This is a genomic window from Methylobacterium radiodurans (assembly GCF_003173735.1).
GTDB classification, from domain to species: domain Bacteria; phylum Pseudomonadota; class Alphaproteobacteria; order Rhizobiales; family Beijerinckiaceae; genus Methylobacterium; species Methylobacterium radiodurans.
This window is the reverse complement of the sequence record NZ_CP029551.1, coordinates 1360002-1382034: the sequence shown is the minus strand read 5'-3', so window position 1 is coordinate 1382034 and position 22033 is coordinate 1360002. Positions and strand designations below refer to the sequence as shown.

General features: G+C 71.6%; 22 protein-coding genes and 1 pseudogene. 8 read left to right on the top strand and 15 right to left on the bottom strand.

Annotated features, from left to right (window positions below):
• Positions 1 to 3 precede the first annotated feature (3 nt).
• The 3 genes from DK427_RS06175 to DK427_RS06165 all read right to left on the bottom strand — a co-directional run bounded on the left by DK427_RS06175 (position 4) and on the right by DK427_RS06165 (position 2443).
• Positions 4 to 729: an RlmE family RNA methyltransferase gene (locus DK427_RS06175; RefSeq protein WP_109954036.1), complete on the bottom strand. Its 726-nt coding sequence runs from the start codon at positions 727 to 729 to the stop codon at positions 4 to 6.
• On the bottom strand, positions 726 to 1829 hold the full coding sequence (locus DK427_RS06170) for a Ppx/GppA phosphatase family protein (protein WP_109950491.1): 1104 nt from the start codon (positions 1827 to 1829) through the stop codon (positions 726 to 728). Before DK427_RS06170 ends, DK427_RS06175 begins: the two co-directional genes overlap by 4 nt.
• 143 nt (positions 1830 to 1972) lie before the next feature.
• A complete protein-coding gene (locus tag DK427_RS06165; protein ID WP_109950490.1) occupies positions 1973 to 2443 on the bottom strand; it encodes a response regulator in 471 nt (156 codons plus the stop codon).
• A gap of 309 nt (positions 2444 to 2752) precedes the next feature.
• Between DK427_RS06165 and DK427_RS27315 the strand changes: the two genes are divergently transcribed.
• From DK427_RS27315 to DK427_RS06145, 4 genes are all read left to right on the top strand, one after another.
• Positions 2753 to 3559: a cold-shock protein gene (locus tag DK427_RS27315; RefSeq protein WP_109950489.1), complete on the top strand. Its 807-nt coding sequence runs from the start codon at positions 2753 to 2755 to the stop codon at positions 3557 to 3559.
• 138 nt (positions 3560 to 3697) lie between these two features.
• Positions 3698 to 3952 carry a hypothetical protein gene (locus DK427_RS06155; protein ID WP_109950488.1) on the top strand — a complete coding sequence of 85 codons (255 nt, stop codon included), beginning with the start codon at positions 3698 to 3700 and terminating at the stop codon, positions 3950 to 3952.
• Between the two features lie 204 nt (positions 3953 to 4156).
• The gene (locus DK427_RS06150; protein WP_245930966.1) at positions 4157 to 5368 is read left to right on the top strand and encodes a L,D-transpeptidase family protein; all 1212 of its coding nucleotides are present in this window, start codon (positions 4157 to 4159) and stop codon (positions 5366 to 5368) included.
• Between the two features lie 213 nt (positions 5369 to 5581).
• Entirely contained in the window at positions 5582 to 6472 is an 891-nt protein-coding gene (locus tag DK427_RS06145) for an MBL fold metallo-hydrolase (RefSeq protein WP_425452555.1), read from the top strand.
• A gap of 153 nt (positions 6473 to 6625) precedes the next feature.
• Here the strand turns inward: DK427_RS06145 and DK427_RS06140 are convergent, their stop codons facing one another.
• The 4 genes from DK427_RS06140 to DK427_RS06125 form a co-directional block, all read right to left on the bottom strand.
• A complete protein-coding gene (locus DK427_RS06140; protein ID WP_109950486.1) occupies positions 6626 to 8092 on the bottom strand; it encodes an amino acid permease in 1467 nt (488 codons plus the stop codon).
• 92 nt (positions 8093 to 8184) lie between these two features.
• The gene (locus DK427_RS06135) at positions 8185 to 8856 is read right to left on the bottom strand and encodes a TenA family protein (protein ID WP_109950485.1); all 672 of its coding nucleotides are present in this window, start codon (positions 8854 to 8856) and stop codon (positions 8185 to 8187) included.
• Positions 8857 to 8903: 47 nt separating this feature from the next.
• Complete coding sequence (locus tag DK427_RS06130) at positions 8904 to 9578, bottom strand: response regulator (RefSeq protein ID WP_066928120.1); 675 nt, start codon at positions 9576 to 9578, stop codon at positions 8904 to 8906.
• A complete protein-coding gene (locus tag DK427_RS06125) occupies positions 9575 to 11023 on the bottom strand; it encodes an ATP-binding protein (RefSeq protein ID WP_425452554.1) in 1449 nt (482 codons plus the stop codon). Before DK427_RS06125 ends, DK427_RS06130 begins: the two co-directional genes overlap by 4 nt.
• Before the next feature lie 102 nt (positions 11024 to 11125).
• On the opposite strand from DK427_RS06125, the gene DK427_RS06120 reads away from it, so the two are divergent.
• Positions 11126 to 12082, top strand: a complete 957-nt coding sequence (locus DK427_RS06120) for a DUF6925 family protein (RefSeq protein WP_245930819.1) — start codon at positions 11126 to 11128, stop codon at positions 12080 to 12082.
• Between the two features lie 189 nt (positions 12083 to 12271).
• Entirely contained in the window at positions 12272 to 13222 is a 951-nt protein-coding gene (locus DK427_RS06115) for a hypothetical protein (protein WP_109950483.1), read from the top strand.
• Positions 13223 to 13350: 128 nt separating this feature from the next.
• Here the strand turns inward: DK427_RS06115 and DK427_RS06110 are convergent, their stop codons facing one another.
• The 6 genes from DK427_RS06110 to DK427_RS06090 all read right to left on the bottom strand — a co-directional run bounded on the left by DK427_RS06110 (position 13351) and on the right by DK427_RS06090 (position 18418).
• A complete protein-coding gene (locus DK427_RS06110; RefSeq protein WP_109950482.1) occupies positions 13351 to 13965 on the bottom strand; it encodes a 2OG-Fe dioxygenase family protein in 615 nt (204 codons plus the stop codon).
• A gap of 46 nt (positions 13966 to 14011) precedes the next feature.
• Positions 14012 to 14584 (bottom strand): hypothetical protein, encoded by a 573-nt coding sequence (locus DK427_RS06105; RefSeq protein WP_109950481.1) that lies wholly within the window; start codon positions 14582 to 14584, stop codon positions 14012 to 14014.
• A gap of 56 nt (positions 14585 to 14640) precedes the next feature.
• Positions 14641 to 14994, bottom strand: coding sequence for a hypothetical protein (locus tag DK427_RS26090; protein WP_162559696.1), 354 nt, complete (start codon positions 14992 to 14994; stop codon positions 14641 to 14643).
• Between the two features lie 372 nt (positions 14995 to 15366).
• On the bottom strand, positions 15367 to 16347 hold the full coding sequence (lpxK, locus tag DK427_RS06100; protein WP_109950480.1) for a tetraacyldisaccharide 4'-kinase: 981 nt from the start codon (positions 16345 to 16347) through the stop codon (positions 15367 to 15369).
• Positions 16347 to 17648 (bottom strand): 3-deoxy-D-manno-octulosonic acid transferase, encoded by a 1302-nt coding sequence (locus tag DK427_RS06095; protein ID WP_109950479.1) that lies wholly within the window; start codon positions 17646 to 17648, stop codon positions 16347 to 16349. The genes lpxK and DK427_RS06095 overlap by 1 nt, the downstream gene beginning before the upstream one ends.
• A complete protein-coding gene (locus tag DK427_RS06090) occupies positions 17645 to 18418 on the bottom strand; it encodes a lysophospholipid acyltransferase family protein (RefSeq protein WP_109950478.1) in 774 nt (257 codons plus the stop codon). Before DK427_RS06090 ends, DK427_RS06095 begins: the two co-directional genes overlap by 4 nt.
• A 286-nt stretch (positions 18419 to 18704) precedes the next feature.
• Between DK427_RS06090 and DK427_RS06085 the strand changes: the two are divergent.
• Positions 18705 to 18809: pseudogene (locus tag DK427_RS06085) on the top strand (VIT family protein); the annotation flags it as partial.
• Between the two features lie 167 nt (positions 18810 to 18976).
• Complete coding sequence (locus tag DK427_RS06080; protein ID WP_109950477.1) at positions 18977 to 19906, top strand: metallophosphoesterase family protein; 930 nt, start codon at positions 18977 to 18979, stop codon at positions 19904 to 19906.
• A gap of 38 nt (positions 19907 to 19944) precedes the next feature.
• Here the strand turns inward: DK427_RS06080 and DK427_RS26660 are convergent, their stop codons facing one another.
• Positions 19945 to 20103: a hypothetical protein gene (locus DK427_RS26660; protein WP_204165279.1), complete on the bottom strand. Its 159-nt coding sequence runs from the start codon at positions 20101 to 20103 to the stop codon at positions 19945 to 19947.
• A gap of 254 nt (positions 20104 to 20357) precedes the next feature.
• The gene (locus DK427_RS06070) at positions 20358 to 21902 is read right to left on the bottom strand and encodes an acetolactate synthase large subunit (RefSeq protein WP_109954034.1); all 1545 of its coding nucleotides are present in this window, start codon (positions 21900 to 21902) and stop codon (positions 20358 to 20360) included.
• Positions 21903 to 22033 lie beyond the last annotated feature (131 nt).

Sequence of the window (22033 nt, the reverse complement as noted above, 5' to 3'; positions counted from 1 at the left end):
GCCCTACTCCGTGTCCGCCTCCAAAGCCCGGCCGGCCGGGCCGCGATAGCCCGTGGCCAGCACGTAGAGCTCGCTCGAATCGGCCCGGCTCGCCGGCGGCTTGATGTGGCGCACCAGCGCGAAATCGCGCTTGAGGTCGGTGAGCAGCGCCCCCTCTGTGCCGCCCTGCAGAACCTTGGCGAGGTAGGCGCCCCCCGGCGCCAGGATCTCGCGGGCGAACTCGGCCGCGGTCTCGGCCAGCCCGATGATGCGCAGGTGGTCGGTCTTCTTGTGGCCGGTGGCGTTGGCCGCCATGTCGGACATCACGAGGTCGGCGGGGCCGCCGAGCAGCGCGGTCAGCCGCTCGGGTGCCTCCGGATCGAGGAAGTCGAGGGTGATGAACTCGACGCCCGCCATCGGCTCGATCTCCAGGAGATCGATGCCGACGACCTTGCCCGCGGGTCCGACCACCCGGGCCGCGACCTGCGACCAGCCGCCGGGCGCCGCCCCCAGATCCACGATCCGCTGGCCTGCCTTGAGCAGGTGGAAGCGCTCGTCGATCTCCAGGAGCTTGTAGGCCGCGCGCGAGCGGTAGCCTTCGCGCTTGGCGCGCGCCACGTAGGGATCGTTGAGCTGGCGCTCCAGCCAGCGCTTCTGCGAGACGGTGCGCCCGCGCGCGGTCTTCACCCGCTGCTTCAGGTCGCCCCGCACGCCCCCGGTGGAGCCGGCTCCGCCGCGCCTGTCGCTCACCGCCAACCCCCGCGGCGCCAGACGCCGTCCTCGCGCATCATGTTCATCAGGAGCCCTTCGCGTAAGCCCCGGTCGGCGATGCGCAGGCGATCGGAGGGGAAGGCGCGCCGGATCGCCTCCAGGATGGCGCAGCCGGCGAGCACGAGATCGGCCCGGTCGCGGCCGATGCAGGGGTTGTCGGCCCGCTGCTCCAGGCGCGTGTCGAGCAGGTCGTCGATGGCGCCCGCCACCTCGTCCTCGCTCATCCAGAGCCCGTCGACGCGCCTGCGTTCGTAGCGGGCGAGGCGCAGGTGCATGGCGGCGATCGTCGTCACCGTTCCGGAGGTGCCGAGCAGGTGGAAGTGGGGTGCGGTCGCGGCCGCGGCGGCGCGCAGCGCGAAGGGGGCGAGCAGCCCCACCACTTCCTCGACCATGCCCTCGAACATCAGCCGGGTCACCTCGGCGCCCCCGTGGCGCTCGGCCAGCGTCACCACGCCGACGGGCAGGGAGTCCCAGGCGCGGATGCGCAGCGTCGGGTCGGTCGAGGGGTTGGCCGCCGAGCCGTCGAGCCACGCGATCTCGGTGGAGCCGCCCCCGATGTCGAAGATCACCACGGATTCCGCCCGCGGGTCGGCGAGCGCGGCGCAGCCCGTCACCGCGAGGTAGGCCTCGGTCTGCCGGTCCACGATCTCGAGATCGAGCCCCACCTCGGCGCGCACCCGCTCGACGAAGGCCGCCCCGTTCACCGCGAGCCGGCAGGCCTCGGTGGCGATGATCTTGGCGCGCCGCACGCCGCGGGCCTGCATCTTGGCCCGGCAGATGCGCAGGGCCTCGACGGTGCGCTCGATCGCCGCCTCGCTCAGCCGGTCGGAATTGCCCAGCCCTTCGCCGAGCCGGACGATGCGCGAGAAGGCGTCGATGACCCGGAAGCCGCTGGAGGCGGGCTCGGCGATCAGCAGGCGGCAGTTGTTGGTGCCGAGATCGAGCGCCGCGTAGGCGGGATTGCGCCGGCCCTCGCGCCCAGAGGGCCTCTCGCCGATTCTCTCGCCTTGTCGCTCGCGGAAGCCCCCCGCGCCGTGGGCGGGGCGGGCCGGCGCGGCAGCGGCGCTCTCGTCCCTCATCGGCGCTGTTCGAACTCTCTCACACCGGCCCCGGCAGACCGCCCGGCCGTCATTCGGGATTGAGACTACAGGCTTGCCCGTGAAGCGCAATCGCCAGATGGGACGCGGGACCACCGTCCGAGATGGGCCAGGGGCCTTGCGCGTCAGGCGATCGCCTTCAGCGCCGCTTGACGCGGGGTGGGACGCAGCAGGCTCTTCACCTGGTTGTAGGGCCGCGGCCGGTTGATCACCTCGTCGAGGCGCGACCACAGCGTCTTGGGCGAGAAGGGCTTGGCGATGATCTCGTTGACGCCGAGCGAGATCGCCCGGTCCACCACGTTGCGGCGGGGCTGGGCCAGCATCAGGATGATCGGGATCGTCGGGCAGGGCGAGGTCGAGGGCGTGCGGGCCAGCCGGATGAACTCCTCGCCCGAGAGGATCGCGAGGTCCCAGTCGATGATGCTGATGTCGGGCTTGCTCTCGGCCAGGACGCCGAGCGCCTCGGCCCCGTCGGGCGCCTCCAGCACGCGCTTGATCCCGACGCGCATCAGCATGTCGCGCACGATTCGGCGGATGTAGAGGCTCTCGTCCACGACGAGGGCGGAGATGTCGGGGAAAGTGGGCGTCGCGATCATCGCGGGGTCCAGGTGGGAGCTCGGAACCGAGCCCCCGCACCCTAGTCCGGAAGGATTACGGACTTTGCTAACGCCTTCGAGAGACAGGGCCGAGCCCGGCCGCGCCGCTCTGCAATGGAGACGAAAATTTAAACTTGCCGTGCCCGTCGCGCCACAAGGACCTTGCAGTCAAGGCCCGATTGCGTCAGGACTGAGGCGTTGGTCTTGGTTACCGCGACCGAGAGTGATGGTAGTGCGGGGCGTGGGCTGTCGAGCCGGCACGCACGCGGTATGCTGGACGTGCGGCGGGACGGTTTTTGCGAGCTTTCTATGGGACGTGGTCGTGATTTTCGGGGGCCGCAGAAGCGCGGCTTCGATGAGGGTTCCGAGCCGAGCTGGCCGGATCAGGCACCGCCGAGCGGCGGGTACGGCGGTGGCGGCTACGGCGGCGACCGCTTCGGCGGCGGCGGCGGTGGTGGTTTCGGCGGCGGTGGCCGCTTCGGTGGCGGCGCGCCGCGTGGCGCCGGCCCGGCCCAGGCCCCCTCGGGTCCGGAGCGTGATGCCACGGTGAAGTGGTTCAACAAGGAGAAGGGCTTCGGCTTCGTCGAGCTGGGTGACGGCTCGGGCGACGCCTTCCTCCACATCCGCGCCGTCGAGGCGGCCGGCCACGACGATCTGCAGCCGGGCACCAAGCTGACGGTCCAGACGGCGCAGGGCCAGAAGGGTCCGCAGGTCACGAACGTCACCAGCGTCGACACCTCGACGGCCGAGGCTCCGGCCCCGCGCCGCGAGATGCGCCCGCGCACCGGCGGCTTCGGTGACCGGGGCGGTTACGGCGATCGCGGCGGCTACGGCGGCGGTGATCGCTTCGGCGGCGGCGACCGTTTCGGCGGCGGCGGTGGCGGTGGGCGCTTCGCCTCCGGCCCGTCGGTCGAGATGACCGGCACCGTGAAGTGGTACGACCCGGCCAAGGGCTTCGGCTTCGTCTCCGTCAACGACGGCGGCAAGGACGTGTTCGTGCATCGCTCCGCCCTGTCGCGCGCCGGTCTCGACTCGCTGGCCGAGGGCCAGCAGGTCACCCTCGGCGTGGTCGAGGGCCAGAAGGGCCGCGAGGCCCAGAGCATCACGGTCGACTGAGCGACCGATCCAGCGGATCCGCGGCGGCCTCGCTTCCGCCGCGATCCCGACGTGACATCAGACGGCGGTCCGGAGCGTCCGGGCCGCCGTTTTTCGTGCTCGGTCCACGGCCGGGACATCATCGCGAGAGAGCCCCGGATGCGCCGTGCCCTGCCCTGCCTCGCCCTGCTGCTCCTCGCCGGCCCGGCGGGGGCGGAGGACTTCACCGGCTTCTACGCCGGGGTGAACGCGGGCTACGCCTTCGGGCGGGACGGCGGGCGCGGGCCGGCCTTCGTACCGGGCGCGCCGGGGGCGGCGCCCGGCACAGACCTTCCGCCGAGCGCGGCCGGCGCCGCGCGCCAGATGCAGGGCGCGCCCCGCCCGGTGAGCGACGCTCCGCGCCTGCCGCGCTGAAGGCACCGGCCTCGTTCCGCGAGATCGCCTCGCGCGTCTCCCGGCACGGGGATGAGGCCCCCTGCCCTGGACCGAGACGCTGCGCTTCGCCCGCTTGCGGAGCCTCACGCCCGCCGCAATACCGGTACAGAATCGTTAACCGTGCCCGCACGACGATGCGCCGGCATCGCGCCGCGCGCCGCGGCGATCCCGTCCGGGCCGTTCATGCCGCCGCCCCTCCGCCGCCTCCTGCCGATCGCCCTGCTCGCCGGCCTCGCGGCGGCTCCGGCGGCGCGCGCGCAGAACGCCAAGGCCGAGGCACCGATCCCGGCCGCCACCGTGGCGTTGATGCAGGCCAGGGGCACGGACCCGTCGAGCCCGGTCCTGTTCCGGGCCTATAAGAAGGAATCCGAAATCGAGGTGTGGAAGCGGGGCCCCGGCGGCCGCTTCGTCCACGTCAAAACCTTTCCGATCTGCCGCTGGTCCGGCCAGCTCGGGCCGAAGCGCCAGACCGGCGACCGCCAGACGCCGGAGGGGTTCTACACGGTGCCCAAGCGCCAGATGAACCCGAACTCGCGCTACTATCTCTCCTTCGACATCGGCTACCCCAACGCCTACGACCGCGCGCATGGCGGCACCGGTTCGGCCGTGATGGTGCACGGCGTCTGCTCCTCGATGGGCTGCTTCGCGATGACCGACCGATCGGTCGGCGAGATCTACGCCATCGCCCGCGACGCCCTCAAAGGCGGGCAGGCCGCCTTCCAGTTCCAGGCCTACCCGTTCCGGATGAGCGCCGAGAACATGGCCCGGCACCGGGCCGACCCGAACTACGCCTTCTGGCAGCAGCTCAAGGAGGGCGCGGACCGGTTCGAGGCGACGGGCGAGGAGCTGCAGGTCGGCGTCGAGGGCGGACGCTACGTCTTCGCGCCCGCGCGGGATCCGGCCAAGGAGGTGGCGGTGGCGACACGCCGGGCGGCGGAAGCCGCCCGCATCGCCGCGCTCGTCCACGACGGGACGCCGGCGGTTCGCACCACCTACTCGGACGGCGGCCAGCACGCCTTCTGGGCCTCGCTGATCAGCCGGGGCGCGCCGGTCGGCGAGATCAGCCGGCCGGAGGCGCTCGCCTATGCGGGCCAGGAGGTGGTGGTGATCCCGGGCTTCCGCCGGCCGGCCCCGCTGGCGGAGGCGGTCTGGGCCGCGTGGATCGCGCCGGACGCGCCGATGGGCGATCTGCGCGCGCGCGGGCACGTTGCCGCCTACGCCCGCGCGCCCGACAGCTTCGCCGCCCGCTTCGCCGCGCCGGCCCGCTACGCCGACGCCCTGCCGAGGCTCGTCGCGGCCACCCTCGCAGGCACGCTTCCGCCCATCCCGGCGACCGGAGCGGGGCCGGCGCCCGGGCCGTTGGCAGCTCTCCAAGACCGCCCCGAAGACCGCTGAGATGACCCGCGCACGCCCGGATCACGCCCCCGGCGTGTGCGTGCGCGCACATTGCGGGCCGCGGAATACCCCCACCTTTCCCTCAACCACAGAGCGACAGATCCCGACCGCTCTTGTCTCAAGCGGCGCAAGCGCATTGACGCCGGACCGGCTGATGCGGCCTGATCACGGAGACGACCGGGACCGATGCCTGAACCACGACCCGTTATGATCATGTCGAACAGTCCTTGCCAGGACGGCGGCCTCACCCTGCGTTTCTGGGGTGTGCGCGGCTCAACGCCCGTCTGCGGTCCCGATTACGCCGAGTTCGGCGGCAGCACCCCCTGCCTGGAGGTGCGCTGCGGCGAGCGCCTGTTCCTGATCGACGCGGGCTCCGGCCTGTTCAATTGCGGCCAGCACCACCGGGCCGACCTCCCCAAGGAGATCGACCTGCTGTTCAGCCACCTCCATTTCGACCACACTGGCGGCCTGCCCTTCTTCAAGCCGGCGGTGTTCGACGCTGAGCGGGTGATCAACACCTATTGCGGTAACCTCGACGGCGCCTCGGCCGAGGCGAGCCTCGGGCGCCTCTACGCGCCGCCGCTCTTCCCCGTCACCCTCGACATCCTGCCCTGCCAGTTGAGGCACCACGGCTTCCGGGCGGGCGAGACCCTGACCTTCGCGGACGGGATCACAGTCGACACCCTGCTCCTCAACCACCCGCAGGGCTCGGTCGGCTACCGCTTCGACCACGGCGGCAAGCGGCTCTGCGTGATCAGCGACATCGAGCACAGCGATCCCTGGCCGAATCCGGAGCTGAAGGCCTTCGTCGAGGGGGCCGACCTCCTCGTCTACGACGGCATGTTCACCGATTGCGAGTACCCGACCTGCCGCGGCTGGGGGCACTCGACCTGGCAGAAGGGCGTCGAACTGGCGCGCGCCGCCGACGTGAAGGCGCTCGGCATCATCCACCTGCACCCGGCCCACACGGACGCGATGCTGCGCCGGGTCGAGGCCGAGATGCAGGCCGAGATGCCGACCGCCTTCATCGCCCGTGAGCGCGCGCTGATCGACGTCGGAACGATCGGGACGCCGCGCCCGCGGGTTGTCGCGCGCATCGCCTGAAGGCGCGACGCTCTCTCTCCCCCTCTGCGGGGAGGGTGCAGAACAGCGCTCCGTCTTTCATCTCTGCTCAGTCCACTCCGGAAGCCGGGTTCCCCTCTCCCGACCCGCTTCGCGGGCCACCCTCCCCCGCAAAGGGGGGAGGGAGATCGCACGTTACGCCTGCTCCCGCCCGATCCGGCTGTGGCGGCGGCTCCAGCCGAAATAGATCGCCATGCCGATGGCGAGCCAGATCAACAGGCGCAGCCAGGTCTCGCCGTCGAGCGACACCATCATGGCCATGCAGGTGAGGATGCCGAGGATCGGCACGAGGGGCACCAGCGGGGTGCGGTAGGCGCGCGGGGCGTCGGGCTGGGTCCGGCGCAGGATCATGACGCCGACGCAGACCAGCACGAAGGCGAGCAGCGTGCCGATGCTCGTCATGTGGCCGAGCTGGGTAATCGGCAGGAAGCCGCCGAGCGCGCCCGTGAACACCATGAAGAACAGGTTCGAGCGGTAGGGCGTCTTCCAGCGCGGATGCACCCGCGAGAACAGGCCGGGCAGCAGACGGTCCTGGGACATGGTGTAGAAGACCCGGCTCTGGCCGAGCAGCAGCACCAGGATCACGGTGGAGAAGCCCGCGATCACACCGAGTGTGACGAGCGATTTCAGCCAGGGGAACGGCGTCTGGCCGATGGCGGTGTTCACCGGGGCGCCGTCGCCCCGCATGGCGTCGTAGTGCACGAGGCCGGTGAGCACGCCCGCGAACAGGATGTAGATGACCGTGCAGATCGCGAGCGAGCCGAGAATCCCGATCATCATGTTGCGCTGGGGGTTCTTGGCCTCCTGCGCCGCGGTCGAGACCGCGTCGAAGCCGATATAGGCGAAGAAAACCACGCCGGCCGCCCGCATGATGCCGCTCCAGCCGTACTCGCCGAAGGTGCCGGTGTTCTCGGGGATGAAGGGCACGTAGTTCTGGGCCTTCACGTAGAAGGCGCCGAGCCCGATCACCACCGCCACCACGGCGAGCTTGATCGCCACCACGATCGCGTTGACGCGGGCCGATTCGCGGATGCCGATCATCAGGAGCGCCGAGGCCGCGACGATGATCGCGATCGCCGGCAGGTTCACGAGGCCGGTCCCGGTGGTGCCGTCGGCCAGTTTGTAGGTCTCGAAGGGCGAGTGCACGAGTTTTGCCGGCAGATCGATGCCGAGTTGGTGCAGGAAGCGCACGACGTACTGCGACCAGCTCACCGAGACGGTGGCGGCGCCGACCGCGTATTCGAGCACGAGGTCCCAGCCGATGATCCAGGCCACGAACTCGCCCATCGTGGCGTAGGCGTAGGTGTAGGCCGAGCCCGCCACCGGGATCATGCCGGCGAGTTCCGAGTAGCACATGCCGGCAAAGCAGCAGCCGATCGCCGCGATGGCGAAGGAGATGACGACGGCCGGCCCCGCGTGCTGCGCGGCCGCGATGCCGGTGAGGGAGAACAGGCCGGCGCCGATCACCGCGCCGATGCCGAGCCCGATCAGGCTCCAGGGGCCCAGCGTGCGCTGGAGCGTGTGCTCGCCCGCCTCGGCATCGGCGTTCAGCCGCTCAAGGGATTTCGTCCGTGTCAGATCACCCAAAGCGCCCGCCGCCATCCGCCCCCCCGCCGTTCGCTCGTGACGGACTTGCGTCACAGGCTTGCCAAGCTAGCGGAATGCGGGAGCCCTGCCAGTAGGTTGCGGCCGGCTTACACCGGCCAGCCGGCTTGCCTGTAGGCGCCATCCCAGAACATCCATTCGAGGCGCGTCGCGTGGGTGAAGGCCCGATGCATCCGCTGGGCCAGGGCGGGCGAGGCGTCCGCGGCCGAGGCGTCGGTCGCGGCGATCACCCGATCGACGGCCAGCGAGAAGTCCTCGCCCGCATAGGTGTCGATCCAGGCCCGGTAGGGGTTGTCGGCGGCTGCCCGGGCGTGGATGTCGCGCCCGACCTCCCGGTAGATCCAGAAACAGGGGAGGAGCGCTGCGAGCACCACCGGGTAGGGCTCGGCGTGGGCAACGGCCAGAAGGTGGCTCACGTAGTGGTCGCATGCCGGGCTCGGCGGCGTCGCCGCGAAGGTCTCGGGGCCGATGCCCTCCTGCCGGAAGAAGCCCTCGTGCAGGCTGCGCTCCACCACCACGGCCTCCTCGGCGGCGCGGGCGAACAGCACGAACGCGTCCGGGTCCGGCGCCTTGGCGGCGGCGAGCGCCAGCGCCCGGCCGAAGCCCAGGAGGTAGTGGGCGTCCTGCAGGATGTAGTGGCGGAAGCGCGCCCGGCTCAACGTGCCGGCGGCGAGCTCCGCGTTGAAGGGCATGGTGCGGATGGTCTCGTAGAGGGCGGCGTTGCGCGCCCAGGCTTCCCGCGAGAACACCGGTCCACCCATCCTGATCACCCTCCGTCCGCAGAACCCGCGCGGCCAAGCCCCAAAAATCAGCCCTGGCGCTGGGCGTGGGTGACCGCGACGTGGATGAGTTCGGCGAGCGTCCGCACGCCGAGCTTCTGGCGCATCTGCGAGCAGGCGTTGGTGACGGTCTTGTAGCTGACCGAGAGGTCGGCCGCGATCGCGCCGTAGGACTTGCCCTGGGCGAGACGGGCCAGGATCTGCTGCTCGCGGGGGGTGAGCTGGCTCTCGGGGGTGCGGCGCGCGTCGGTGCGCAGCATCGCCACCTCGGTGGCGAGGCGCCGGTCGAGATAGACCTCGCCGGCCCGCACCCGCTCGAAGGCGTCGAACAGCTCGGCCGAGGCGTGGTCCTTCAGCACGTAGCCGAGCGCCCCAGCCTCGAGCGCGCGCGCCACGATGACGGGATCGTTGTGCATGCTGAAGACGAGGATGCGCGTCCCCGGCTCGACCGCGCGCATCCGGCGGATCAGCCCGAGGCCGGCCAGCCCGCTGCCCTGGAAGGTTAGGTCGCAGATCACGATCGGCGGGCGGAGGCGATGGAAGATGCGGTAGCCGCCCACCACCGTGGTCGCCTCGGCCACCGTCTCGATGCCGGCATCCTCCAGCACCCGGCGGCAGCCCTGGAGCACGATCGGGTGATCGTCGATCACGAGGACCGGCAACCGCGTGCCGGCGATTCCCGCCTTCGTGGCGATGGCGTTCATGGCGCTTCCACCGTGCTGGCATCCTCGCCCCGGTCGGACGGGACCGGGATGCTGATCCGGACAACAGCCCCCGGCGACGCGTTGTCAAGGGCAAAGCTTCCGTCGAGCGCGCCGACGCGCTCGCGCATCCCCGAGAGTCCGAGCCCAGTGCCGTGGTCGGGGCTCACCCCGCTGCCGTTGTCGCGCACGCTGACCACGAGGCGCCCGTCCCGCTCGGCGGCCTCCGCCACGACCTCCGTGGCGGCCCCGTGGCGCACGGCGTTGGTCATGCTCTCCTGGATGCAGCGGAACAGGGTGAGATCGACGAGGTCGCCGTAGCCCGGGCCCAGATCCGCGAAGCGTCCGATGAAGCGGGTGCCCGGATGGCGCCGGCTGAAGTCGCGTACCAGCAGGTCGAGGCAGGCGGGCAGCGGCACCTGTCCCAGCGCGTGCGGGCGCAGGCGGTTGAGGAGGTCGCGGTTGCGGCCCTGCACCTGCCCGACGATGCCGGCGATCTCGGCGGCCCGCGCCGCGAGCTTGTCGCGGGCGGGCTCGGCCTCGCCCGCGGCGATGCGGGCGATCGAGGCGGCGGTGGCCTCAAGCGCGAACAGGCAGGGACCGAACTCGTCGTGGAGTTCCAGCGCGATGCGGCGGCCCTCGTCGTCCTGCGCGGTCAGCAGCTGGCGGTTGAGGCGGCCGTTGGCGGCGCGAGCCTCGCCCAAGGCCTCCGCCACCTGGTTGAAGCGGGCCGCGATCACGGCCAGCTCGCGCGTCTCCGGCAGGGCGAGCCGGGCGGTGTAGTCGTGCCGCTCCAGCTGGTTCAGGCCACGGGCGAGGCTTCCGAGCGGCGCGAGCACGCGGCCCGCCGCGAGGTAGAGCGCGACCAGCATCGCCGCGTTGATGCAGAAGGTGGTGATGGAGAGGGCGCGCGCGTAGCTCCAGATCTCGTCGATCTCGTCGAGCGGCTGCGTGGTGATGCGGGCCGAGCCGATCTGGCGCCCGCCGGCCACGATCGGCAGGGTGTGCTGCTCGATCGGCGGGGCGATCAGGTCGGCGAACCAGGCGGGCGCCGCCTTCTCGGGCCGCGGGCGCCCGACAGGCTCGCCGACCTGATCGCCGTCGGTGTCGATCACGCTGACCCGGACGTGGCGGAGCGCCTGGAAGCGCAGGTCGAGGGCCTGCAGCAGGGGATCGGGCGCGGCGTCGGCGAGCCGGATCGTGTCGGCCACGAGCGACTCGACGGTGGCGAGCGAGGCCCGGGTCTCGACCTTCACGGCCGAGCGCGCGTTGAGCACGATGACCGCGCAGGAGATCAGGGCCGCCAGCACGTCGATGGCGAGCACCACGGCGATCAGGCGCCGCCGTGTCGACCAGCCGGACCAGGGCAGCGCGCGCGAGGGCGCGTCGCGCGCGGGGGCGAGGGGCGCGTCGGATCGGGGCTGGACGGTCGGGGCGCGGGCGGTCACCCGGCGAGCCTTGATCCAGGCGCGCGGCCTTGTCCATCCGGCGCGGGCGCGGTTGAACGCGCGCCCACCGCGGCGTAGCGACCGGGGCATGAGAATCCCGTGATGCGGTATCCGCCGACGATGCGGCACCCGCCGACCGACACCGCGCTGCGCGACCTGATCCTCGCCCAGCTCGCAGAGCCCGGGACCGCGTGGAGCCTCGGCACCTTCGGGGCCGCCGCCGAGTTCCGGCGTGGCCCCGACGAGCCCGCCCGGCCGCTCGCGGACGGCCGGCTCGGCCTGTGCACCGCCCGGGGCGGGATCGCGCTCGTGCCGCACCCGGATCTCGTGCCGGTCGCCTACGAGACGGCCCTGCCGGGCGGCTGGAGCCACGCGGTGGCGCTCTGCCTGCCGGAGACCGCCCTGCCCCACCCGCGCCGGGGCGCCGTCACCGCGCTCGGCCTCGACCGCGAGGCGCTCGATCCGGACGCGCGGGACGAGCCCCTGTTCGATCTCGGCCTCGGTCTCGGCCCCGTCGCGCTGCTGGCCCGGGCCGGCGACGCGGAGGGGCGCGCCCGCCTGGCGGCGCTCGGCGGCGCGCCGCTGCCCGACCCGGACGCGTTCGTGGCGGCGTCCGGCCGCGCGGGGCACCCCGCTCTGGTCTTCGCCGGGCCGCTGGGGCGCGTCGAGGTGCTGCGGAGCGATGGGCCGCCACCGGGACCGCGCGCCCACGCGGTCGCCCAGGTCCTGCGGCTCGGGCGGACGCACGTCGCGACGGCGCCGATCCCGCCCGGCCTCGTGCCCTGCGCCCACATCCAGCCGCCGCACCCCCTGCGGGACGGTGCCGGCGCGCCCTGCCCGTTCCGTCGGGCGCACCACGACGCCTTCCAGACCCTGCTGGAGCGCTGGGGCGATCCGGCGCTGGTCGCCCTGAAGCGGCACCGTCTGGGGCTCGGGCCAGACCCCGGCCTCGCGCCGGACCGCCGCACCCGGGCCGTCGCCCGGGTGGCGGCCGCACAGATCGAGGCGGGCGCGTATCCGGAGCCGCGCGGGACCCGCGGCGAAGTCACCGAATGTTAATCGCGCTTCCCGTACACAGGGTTACCTGTTCCCGAGCGGATTCCGTGCACGGCTCGGCGGCCGACATCTTTGCGCCGTATTGTCGGCCCTGAGTGTTCGCCGGAGATCGCCTTCGGGAACACCTGAGGCGGACGGCCGGGTTCGGGGGAGCGGCCGTTCGGATCCGCGTCGCGCCCAGAGACCCCGTCCATGAACGAACTCGCTCTCGACCCCACCGAAACCCGCCAGCCCCGCGCGGCCGCGCCGGGCACGCCGCCCGCTCGCCGTCTCGGGCGCGTCGCCCTGGCCGTCACCCTCGGTGTGGCGGGCGTCGGCGCCTTCGCGGCGGCCTCCGCCTTCATGTCCGACCTGACCGGCTCGCGGAGCGCCCCGGTGCCCCCGGCAGCCGCCCGGCAGAGCGCCGCCGACTGGCCGGACCTGATGAAGGACGGGCTGCCGGCACTCGCCACCGGCAGCCTGCCCGCCGCGGACGCGCCCCGGCAGATCGCGCTGCCCACGGCCTATGCGGCACCCGAGGCGGCACCCGAGGCGGCGCCCGCCCCGGCCAGCGCGGCGGCTTCGCCCGAGCCGGCGCCGGCTACCGCGCCGAACGCTCCGGTGGCGGCGCCCACGGTGGAAATTCCGCCCAAGGTTGCGGTCGCACCAAAGCTCGCGGCTGCGCCTGCCAAGCCCGCGCCCACGATCGAGAACGCGCCGGTGATCGCCTCCGCCCGTCAGGCCGGCGTCCTGCCGCCGCCGAGCCGCACCGCGCCGACCGTCGCCGCGCGCCCGGCCGAGACCGTGCGCGCTCGCACCGCCAGCACCAGTTTCGCGGCCCTGCCGCCCGCTCCGGACAAGGCCGCGGCCGAGAAGCCCGCGGCGCGCCCGGCCCCCGCGGAGAGCCGCAAGGACCCGGCGAAGCGCGAGGAGGCGAAGGCGGAGGCGGCCGAGCCCGCGCGGAAGAAGCCCGAGAAGGCGGTCACCGCGCGCAAGCCCGCGCAGACCGCGGTCGCGTCGGCCGAGCCAGCGGCCCCGGCCGAGCCCGAAGAGACGGAGGTGTTCGGCATCAAGGTGCCGACGCTCGCCGCCACGGGCCGCAAGATCGGCGCGAGCGTCGAGGCCCTGGGCGACGTCGTGAAGGGCCTGCCGGACAAGTTCTGAGACATCGACACCGTCACGAAGCTCGGGCCGGCGCGACGTCCCTACCGGCGCGACTTCGGGCTGAGACTTCGGGCCGGAAGACCTGCTCCGCAATCCTCCCCTCGGCGCCTCGCGACGGACGCCTCACCTCAGTCGATCATGTCGACGACGATCATATCGCGGTAGGCTGGCTGATCGGGATAGTTCGCGATGATGCCGGTCGCCATGTGATAGAGCGATTCGTCATCAAAACATATCAGCTCCCCCGGCAGGATGATATCTTCGTACAGGACCTCCTCCCCCCGAGGATCCGATGAAACGATCGAGATACCGCCCGATATGTTTTTCCTTTCCACGCAGATGTGCAACGATCTTTTGAATCCATCTCTGTGAAAAGGAGGCGAGTTATCACCGATCGTGTCACAACTGCATGTGACTCTGATGAAATTCATTCCGATCCGATAATCTCGAATCTGAAATGGCAGCACCATCTCGAGGACGTCGGTCACGGATCGGGCGGCGGACAGGAGCACGTCCTGAAATCGAGGATCGAGACTCTCGCCGGGATTTCGCGAGAATACGCTTGTCAGGTCGGGCTCGTATCTCCAGGCCCCAGCCTCGAATGCGAATCCAAGGATTGCCTTGAAGCGCGTCCCCTTTCTCATCTCGGAGTAAAATCGCTCATCCGGCGGAAGATCCGAGAAGATGTGCCGAACCTCATCCGTCAATACAGGGGCAGCCGGACACCAGAACATCTGTGACATCGCAATACTCCCTTCTCATGTCATCTGACATTTTGGGATTTCCGCCTCAGCACAGATCCACGGAGAATACGATGGTGCTCTTTCTCTGAATGGCGAATGGGCACGAGACCCTGATCGCACCCGCGATCAAAGACATCTCGCTGGAGGGATGCAAAGGACCCTGCCGGGGAAAGACATTGCTCTCGAACGGCAGTATTCCGGCCGAGTAAGAGGTGACACGCTTCGGTTCTATTTGCGGATCGACATAAAATTCATACTCTGCACTCGTACAGTTCCTATATACTGTTTGAACCGCGTTGATCGTCTGGCCGTCGGCGGTTACGCGCAGGAAGTTGAAGGAAATATCGATGTAGGTCTTCCGGATCCGCTCCTCGGTGAAGGCCGCCAAGTCGAACTCGTACTCATAGGCAGCCAGTCCGTTCTCATGCTCGACGCGCTTGGGTCTCGGCAACGGAAGCGGCCGGCCCCCGACGGCCATTTCGGAGACTTCGAACGTGTTATCGAACTTCTCGAACAGGCTTGGTTCGATATGATGCCGAACAAAGCACTCCGGTCGATTCGCGTAGACAGTCAGAAGCTGGTCATCCGTGACGCACACGACGATGCATTTGCTCGGCACCTGATCCAGGCCGAATCTGACACGATTATGCTACGGAAAGCCATTCCTCCGCCATCCTAGTCAGCGAAATCGTACGACCTGATATATATGCTGCACCGATATTCGTAATAGGCATCCTTGAATACCTCAGACCGGATGGGGACGAGAGCCTCACCGATGAATTGGTTGAGGGATTGCTCAAGCGAGATTTTTGCCAGCCGATTCTCGAATGGCTTTGAAAGCAGATAAACAAATCCTGCCGTCACCAATCCTTGCGCAAGAGCCAGGACGATATACTTTGCGATCCACAGGCGATGATTTCCTTCGCTTAAATCCTTATCACCGATAAAATATATCGACGCAAAATTGAGGAGCGCCCCACTTGCGAGCATGGCGGCACTGATCGAAGTGACGTTGTCCTTGATTGCCACCGATACAACCTCTCGACAAAGGACGATCAACAATGATCCATCTAAATAGCAAAAACTTGCCTCTATCTCAGACCAAATCCTCGATTCTATCGGTACGACAGAGCCACGCCCCGTCTATGCTGCGCCTCTCCATCTCGAAAATCTGAAATGCTTGCCGCACCAGACACGGGCTTTGCGCGAAAAATCAATATCCCTTGATCACATGGACATGCGACCCATGATTCCGCAAGATCGCCACGCGCGATCAATTGCGTCTTTCCGTGTCCGCTTCCCATCCGGATCGGGTCCCCGGTCGGCCGCGCGATGAGAGGTCGTGCGACGCACTGAGGCGAGGCGCGATCGGAACGCATCCCACGGCGTCCGCAACCACCGTCACACAGGCGGGCACACGCCCCGCACATGCGCCCGCAGCGCCGCCTCGTCATGGAAGCGGAGTCGCGCGGGCAGCACGCGGACGCGGCCCGCGAAGGCCGCCGGCAGGCGAACCGCGTCCTTCTCGGTGGTGACGAGATCGGCGCCGAGGCGCGCCGCCTCCGCCGCGAGGGCGGCGAGGTCGCCCGCGCCGTAGGGGTGATGATCGGGAAAGGCACGGGTGCCGGCCAGCTCCGCCCCGCTCTCCCGCACGGTGGCGAAGAATTTCTGCGGACGCCCGATGCCTGCGAAGGCCAGCACGCGCCGGCCGGCGAGCGCGCCGGGCTCGGCGGCGAGCCGGGCCCGGTGCACCGGCAGCCCACGCCGCAGGGCGGCCTCCGCCACGGCCTCGCCGGGGGCCCCCTCCCCGATCAGGATGACCCCGCCGACATGCGGCCACTGGCGCGCCAGCGGCGCCCGGAGCGGCCCCGCCGGGAAGGGCAGCCCGTTGCCGATGCCGGCCCCCGCATCGACCACCGCGAGGGCGAGATCCTTGGCAAGCGACGGGTTCTGCAGCCCGTCATCCATCACGATCATGTCGGCGCCGGCCTCCGCGCAGAGGGCGGCGCCCGCCACCCGATCGCGCGCCACGATCGCGGGCGCACGGGCCGCGAGGAGGAGCGGCTCGTCGCCGACATCCGCGGCCCCGTGGCGCGCGGGATCGACCGCGACGGGGCCGGGCAGGCGCCCGCCGTAGCCACGGCTCAGGAAGGCGGGCCGGGCGCCGAGATCGCGCAGGATGTCGGCGAGCGCCAGCGCCGCCGGGGTCTTGCCCGCGCCCCCCAGGGTGAAGTTGCCGAGACAGAGGACCGGGCAGGGTCCGCGGGCGCCGGGGCGCGCCATCCGCGCCGCGGTGAGCCGGCCGTAGAGCGCGCCGAGCGGCCGGAGCGCCAGGGCGGCCGGGTGGTGCGGGCTCCCGTCCCAGAAGCCGGGCGGACGCATCAGGCCTGGAGGGCGGCGAGCTTCATCTGCGCGAGGAAGGGCTCCAGCACCGCCAGCGTCCGGGTCACCGCCCCCTCGAAGGGCCGGAGCGCCCGCTGCCCGGCCTCGGCCACGGCCGCGCGCCGCCCCGCATCGGCGAGCAGGTCGCCGACTCCTTGGGCGAGCGCGTCCGCGTCGGCCACGGCGAGCGCGCCGCCGGCCGCGTCGAGAGCGCCGTAGATCTCGGCGAAGTTCTGCGTGTGCGGCCCGTGCAGCACCGCCGCGTCGAGGCGCACCGGCTCGATCGGGTTCTGGCCGCCGCGGCCGACCAGCGAGCCGCCGAGGAAGGCCACCGGGCACAGGCGGTAGAACAGGCCGAGCTCGCCCACCGTGTCGGCGACATAGTACGCCACGCCCGGATGCGGCCGCCCCCCGGCCGAGCGGCGGGCGCTGCGCAGGCCGGCAGTGGCGGCCGCCTCGGCCACCGCCTGGCCACGGCCCGGATGGCGGGGCGCCACGATGGTGAGGAGGTCGGGGAAGCGGTCGGCCAGGCGCGCGTGCGCCGCGGCGACGGCCGCGTCCTCGCCCGCATGGGTGCTCGCCGCGATCCAGACCGGGCGCTCGCCGATCATCTCGCCCAGATAGGCGAGCTGCTGCCGGTCGGCCGGCGGCACCGCGGCGTCGAACTTCAGGTTTCCGGTCACGCTCACCCGCGGCGCGCCGAGGCGCACGAAGCGCTCGGCGTCGTCCCGCGTCTGCGCGAGGCAGACGGCGATGCGGGAGAGGAGCGCGCGCGCGGTGCGGGGCGAGCGCTCCCAGCCGCGGAACGAGCGCTCCGACATGCGGCCGTTGACGAGGATCAGCGGGATGCCCCGCTCGTGCAGGCCCACGATGACGTTGGGCCAGATCTCGGATTCGGCCACCAGCGCGAGGTCAGGCTGCCAGTGGTCGAGGAAGCGCCCGACCCAGCGCGGGGCGTCGAGCGGCATGTACTGGTGCACCGCCCCGGCCGGCAGGCGGGTGCCGATCAGCTCGGCGGCCGTGCGGGTGCCGGTGGTGACGAGCACCGAGAAGCCGCGGGCGATCATCCCCTCCACGAGGCCGACGAGCGACAGCGCCTCGCCGACGCTCGCCCCGTGCATCCAGGCCAGCGGGCCGACGGGGCGCGCCCGGCCGGGCAGGCCGCGCCGCTCGGGCAGGCGCCGCCGATCCTCCTTGCCGCGATGCGCCCGCCACGCGAGGAGCCCCGCCACCGCGGGCTCGCCGAGCCGCAGGCCGACCCGGTAGGCCCGGAGCGGCAGGGTGAGCGGCGGCGCCCTCACGCGGGGCTCCCCGCGGAATTCTGCGCCGCCTGCTCGGCCGACACCCCGAGCCAGTTCGCGCCCACCCGGTCCGGCCGCCCGACGAGGGCGTAGGCGCGGTCGTGCACCCGGTTCATCTCGGCCTCCAGCCGCTGGCGCAGGTGCTCGAACGCCTCCGCCTCGACCTCGCGCGGCACCCAGATCGGCTCGCCGAACACCACGGCACCGCGGCCGAAGGGCAGGCCGAGGCAGGCCCGGTCCCAGGAGTTGAAGCGGATATGCCGGCTCGTCACCACGGCGACCGGCACGATCGGCCGGCCGGAGAAGCGGGCGAGCGTGAGGATGCCGGCATCGGCCCGCCGGGAGACCTTCGGCACGTCGGCGCTGAAGGCGACGATCTCGCCGGCTTTCAGCGCCTTCAGCATGGCGCGCAGGCCCTCGGCGCCGCCCTTGGCGCGCGCGTCGCGCACCACCCGGCCGCGGGCGCCCGAGGCGCGGATCACCCGCACGCCCATCCGGGTGAGCGCGATGGTGTTGATGTTGCCGTCGGGGTTGCGCGAGATGATCGTGGCGATCCGGTCCTGCGGGCGGCGGGCGAACGACACCATGATGTGCTGGCCGTGCCACATGCCGGCGATGAAGGGGCGGTGCCCGTCGATCCAGGCGTCGCCGCCCGCAGGCTCGACCGTGAAGCGGTTCGTGCGCCGCACGAATCCCAGATAGGCCGCGGCGAGGGCCCCCAGCGCGGTCTGAACGGCCGGCTGCCGGCTGATGCGTTTGAGAAGGCTCATTGTCGCTTCTGAACCCGCCGGGGCGGACGGGTGGCTGGGTGTCGATGCCGGGACGGCGAGGCAGGCTTTCACCGGAGCTTTGTGCCGGAACTGAGGAGGCGGCCAATCCGCCTGCCGGATCATCTATCCCTGGGCCGCGCGGCCGAGCAACCGACCGTGGATTGTGAAGCGCGGGCCTCGCACCACCGCACGGCGAGGCTGACCGCGACGTCCTCGAACGCCTTGTCTGAAATGGCCTTCCATGCCGATCCCGGCGAATCACTCCTCGCTCGACGATCCGGCGGAGCGGCAGCGCGCCTTCGTGCTTCGATACTTCCAGCCGGGGCTCGCCGGCCTGATCGACGGTTCGGTCTCGACGCTCGCGCCGATCTTCGCCGCCGCCTTTGCGACGCCCTTCGGGCGGGCGGCGCAGCAGGTTCTGCTGGGCGGCGCGCTGGTGCTCGCGACCGACATGGCGATCGGCAGCGCATGAGCAGTGCATGAGGAGTGCCCGAGCGTCGCCCGATCGACGCCCGCGCCGCTTGACGGGCGCGCCTGGAGCCGCGATGCGCGGGGGCGATGCCGGATTCCGCGCCCTTCCGCCTCGCCCATCTCAGCGACCCGCATGTCGGGCCGCTGTCGCGCCCGCGCCTGCACCAGCTGCTCGGCAAGCGCGCCACCGGCTACGCCAACTGGCGGCGCGGGCGCTCGCGCAGCCACGACATGGCGGTGCTCTCTGCCCTGGTGGCGGACCTGCGGGCACAGGCGCCCGACCACGTCGCCTGCACGGGCGACCTCTGCAACATCGGCCTGCCGAGCGAGTGGGCGACGGCGCGCGCCTTCCTGGAGGCGCTGGGCACGCCGGACGCGGTGAGCTTCGTGCCGGGCAACCACGACGCCTACGTGCGCGGCTCGCTGGAGGGCCTGCTCGGCCAGTGTGACCGCTGGACGGCCGACGACGGCGGCTGCGGCAGCCGCTTCCCCTACCTGCGGCGGCGCGGGCCGATCGCCCTGATCGGGCTCTCGACGGCGATCCCGACGATCCCCTTCGCGGCGACCGGACGCCTCGGCGCGGCGCAGATCACGGCGGCCGAGGTGCTGCTGCGGGCGCTCGCGACGGAGCCCGGCCGGCCCTGCCGGGTGGTGATGATCCACCATCCGCCTCATCCCGGCGGCGCCTCGGCGGGGCGCGAGCTACGGGACGCGCAGGCCTTCACGGCGATGATCGCGCGGGCAGGCGCCGAGCTGATCCTGCACGGCCACAACCACGTGGCGAGCCTCGCCACCGTAGCGGGACCGGGGGGCCGCCCGGTGCCGGTCGTCGGCGCCGCCTCGGCCTCGGCCCGGCCCGGCGCGCACGGCCCCTCGCCGGCCCGGCGCGCGGCCTACGTGCTGTTCAGCTTCGCGCGGGCCGGCGACCGCCACGTGATCTCGGCCCGGCAGCGCGGGCTCGATGCGGACGGGAACATGGCGGATCTCGGCGCGCTCGCGCTCGACGGGGCGGTCTGAGGGCGAGGAGCGCCGCCTCGCGGGCGGCGCCGCGGGCGTCAGGCGCCCGCCGAGACCAGGCCCTGCTGCTGGCGGGCGATGCTCGCCTCGTAGCGCTCGGCCTGCAGGCGGGTCAGGCCGGAGATCAACGCCGTCATGCCGCGGTAAACAGTATAGGTTCCGTCCTGGGTCGGGCGAACGCGAATCATCTCGGACATCGGAGCCATCCTGTGTTGGATCATTGCCTCTGGACGACGCTTTTCTTCCAACGCACGGTGCGCGGAGGAATTATTCTCCTTCTGTCTCCTTGAAACGGCTTGCGAGATTGGAACGTTAACGCAACGAAATCGCTGCGCAAGTGATTCGCGGTCGTTCTGCGTAAGTATTTCCGCTGCAGCGCAGTAGAGGCGGCGCACGCGCCGAAGAGGCCGGTCTAGACCGCTTCCATGACGTCCCGGCGACGGGGCCCTGCCTACAGCGCCACCTCGATCAGGAACGGCCCGCGCCGCGCCAGCGCGTGGGCGAACACGTCGGTGAAGGCCTCCAGCGTCTCGACGCGGCGCGCCTCGACGCCGTAGCCGCGGGCGAGGCTGACCCAGTCGACGGGCGGGTTGTCGAGCGAGAGCATGCCGAGCGCCTTCGGGCCGGGATTGTGCGCCCCGACATTGGCGAGTTCGCCCCGCAGGATCGCGTAGGCGCGGTTCGACCAGATCAGCGTCACCACGTCGAGGCGCTCGCGCGCCTGGGTCCAGAGGGCCTGGGCGGTGTAGAGGGCGCTGCCGTCCGCCTGGAGGCCGATCACCTTGCGGCCGCGCGCCGCGACCGCGGCGCCCGTCGCCATCGGGATGCCGACGCCGATCGCGCCGCCCGAGAGCTGGAGCCAGCTGTGCGGCGCCGCGCCGTGGGTCGCGCCGAAGAAGTTGCGGCCCGTCGTCAGCGATTCGTCGCAGACGACCGCCCCCTCCGGGATCAGCGCGCCGAGCACCCGGCCGATCGTGTCGTCGCCGAGCGGCCCGGCGGTCGGAAGTTCCGGGCGCGGCGGCGGGGGCAGGTCGATCTCCCCCGGCGCGCCGACCGCCTCGGCCAGCCGCTCCAGCGCCTCGATCTGATCCTCATCGGGGGTGGCGAGCGTCACCGTCTCGCAATCGGGATGGGTCAGCACGCTCGGCTTGCCCGGATAGGCGAAGAAGCCGACCGGCCGCGTGGCGCCCACGAGGATGACCCGCCGGTAGGGCGCCAGCACCGCGATCGCCTGGTCGATCGGGTAGGGCAGCCGCTCGATCGGCACCTCGCCCGCGCCGCGGTCGATCCGGGCGTTCGACGTCATGGCCAGCAGCTTCGCCCCGGTCTTCCGGGCGATCCGGGCCGCGATGCGCTTGGCCTGGCCGCGCAGCGCCCGGTCGCCGAGATGCAGCAGGGCCGGCTCGCCGCTGGCGAGCGCGGCGGCGGCCGCCGCCACCGCGTCCTCGCCCGCCCGCGCCCGCTCCGGGACCGGCGGGACGGGGGCGACGCCGGAGCCCGGCTGCCAGGCGGTGTCGGCGGGCAGGATCAGGGTGGCGATCCGGCCCGGCGCGGTGCGGGCGGCCTGGATCGCCGCCGCCCCGTCGGCCGCGACCTCAAGGGCGCTCGCGCCGGTGCGGGTCCAGGCCGAGACGGTGGCGGCGAGCGCCTCGATGTCCGAGGTCAGCGGCGCGTCGTACTGCCGATGATAGGTCGCGTGCTCACCCACGATGTTGACCACCATCGAGCGGGCGCGGCGGGCGTTGTGGAGATTCGCCCAGCCGTTGGCGAGGCCGGGGCCGAGATGGAGCAGCGTCGAGGCCGGCTTGTCGGCGACGCGGCTGTAGCCATCCGCCGCCCCCGTCGCGCCGCCCTCGAACAGGAACAGCACGCACGCCATGCCCTCGACCCGGTCGAGGGCCGCCACGAAATGCATTTCCGAGGTGCCGGGATTGGTGAAGCAGACCTCGACGCCGCCCGCCACAAGGGTGCGCACAAGGCTCTCGGCCCCGTTCATCGGCTCGGACACGGCACGGCTCTCCTGCACCGGGTGCACCCGGCCCCGCCTGCATGGTGGCGCGCCCGCGCGAGGCGGCAAGCCCTAGCCTTGGGACCGGGCCTGCGCGGGAAGCGGGAAGCATGGCCTGC

Excerpts from the sequence above, each read along its gene's own strand:
- DK427_RS06145 (WP_425452555.1), top strand. The coding sequence starts at position 5,582 with ATGTCGAACAGTCCTTGCCAGGACGGCGGCCTCACCCTGCGTTTCTGG.
- DK427_RS06130 (WP_066928120.1), bottom strand. The coding sequence starts at position 9,578 with ATGAACGCCATCGCCACGAAGGCGGGAATCGCCGGCACGCGGTTGCCG.
- DK427_RS06155 (WP_109950488.1), top strand. The coding sequence starts at position 3,698 with ATGCGCCGTGCCCTGCCCTGCCTCGCCCTGCTGCTCCTCGCCGGCCCG.
- DK427_RS06070 (WP_109954034.1), bottom strand. The coding sequence starts at position 21,902 with ATGAACGGGGCCGAGAGCCTTGTGCGCACCCTTGTGGCGGGCGGCGTC.
- DK427_RS06120 (WP_245930819.1), top strand. The coding sequence starts at position 11,126 with ATGCGGTATCCGCCGACGATGCGGCACCCGCCGACCGACACCGCGCTG.
- DK427_RS06165 (WP_109950490.1), bottom strand. The coding sequence starts at position 2,443 with ATGATCGCGACGCCCACTTTCCCCGACATCTCCGCCCTCGTCGTGGAC.
- DK427_RS06090 (WP_109950478.1), bottom strand. The coding sequence starts at position 18,418 with ATGAGCCTTCTCAAACGCATCAGCCGGCAGCCGGCCGTTCAGACCGCG.
- DK427_RS06080 (WP_109950477.1), top strand. The coding sequence starts at position 18,977 with ATGCCGGATTCCGCGCCCTTCCGCCTCGCCCATCTCAGCGACCCGCAT.
- DK427_RS06150 (WP_245930966.1), top strand. The coding sequence starts at position 4,157 with ATGCCGCCGCCCCTCCGCCGCCTCCTGCCGATCGCCCTGCTCGCCGGC.
- DK427_RS06140 (WP_109950486.1), bottom strand. The coding sequence starts at position 8,092 with ATGGCGGCGGGCGCTTTGGGTGATCTGACACGGACGAAATCCCTTGAG.
- lpxK (WP_109950480.1), bottom strand. The coding sequence starts at position 16,347 with ATGCGTCCGCCCGGCTTCTGGGACGGGAGCCCGCACCACCCGGCCGCC.
- DK427_RS06170 (WP_109950491.1), bottom strand. The coding sequence starts at position 1,829 with ATGAGGGACGAGAGCGCCGCTGCCGCGCCGGCCCGCCCCGCCCACGGC.
- DK427_RS06115 (WP_109950483.1), top strand. The coding sequence starts at position 12,272 with ATGAACGAACTCGCTCTCGACCCCACCGAAACCCGCCAGCCCCGCGCG.
- DK427_RS06110 (WP_109950482.1), bottom strand. The coding sequence starts at position 13,965 with ATGTCACAGATGTTCTGGTGTCCGGCTGCCCCTGTATTGACGGATGAG.
- DK427_RS06135 (WP_109950485.1), bottom strand. The coding sequence starts at position 8,856 with ATGGGTGGACCGGTGTTCTCGCGGGAAGCCTGGGCGCGCAACGCCGCC.
- DK427_RS26660 (WP_204165279.1), bottom strand. The coding sequence starts at position 20,103 with ATGTCCGAGATGATTCGCGTTCGCCCGACCCAGGACGGAACCTATACT.
- DK427_RS27315 (WP_109950489.1), top strand. The coding sequence starts at position 2,753 with ATGGGACGTGGTCGTGATTTTCGGGGGCCGCAGAAGCGCGGCTTCGAT.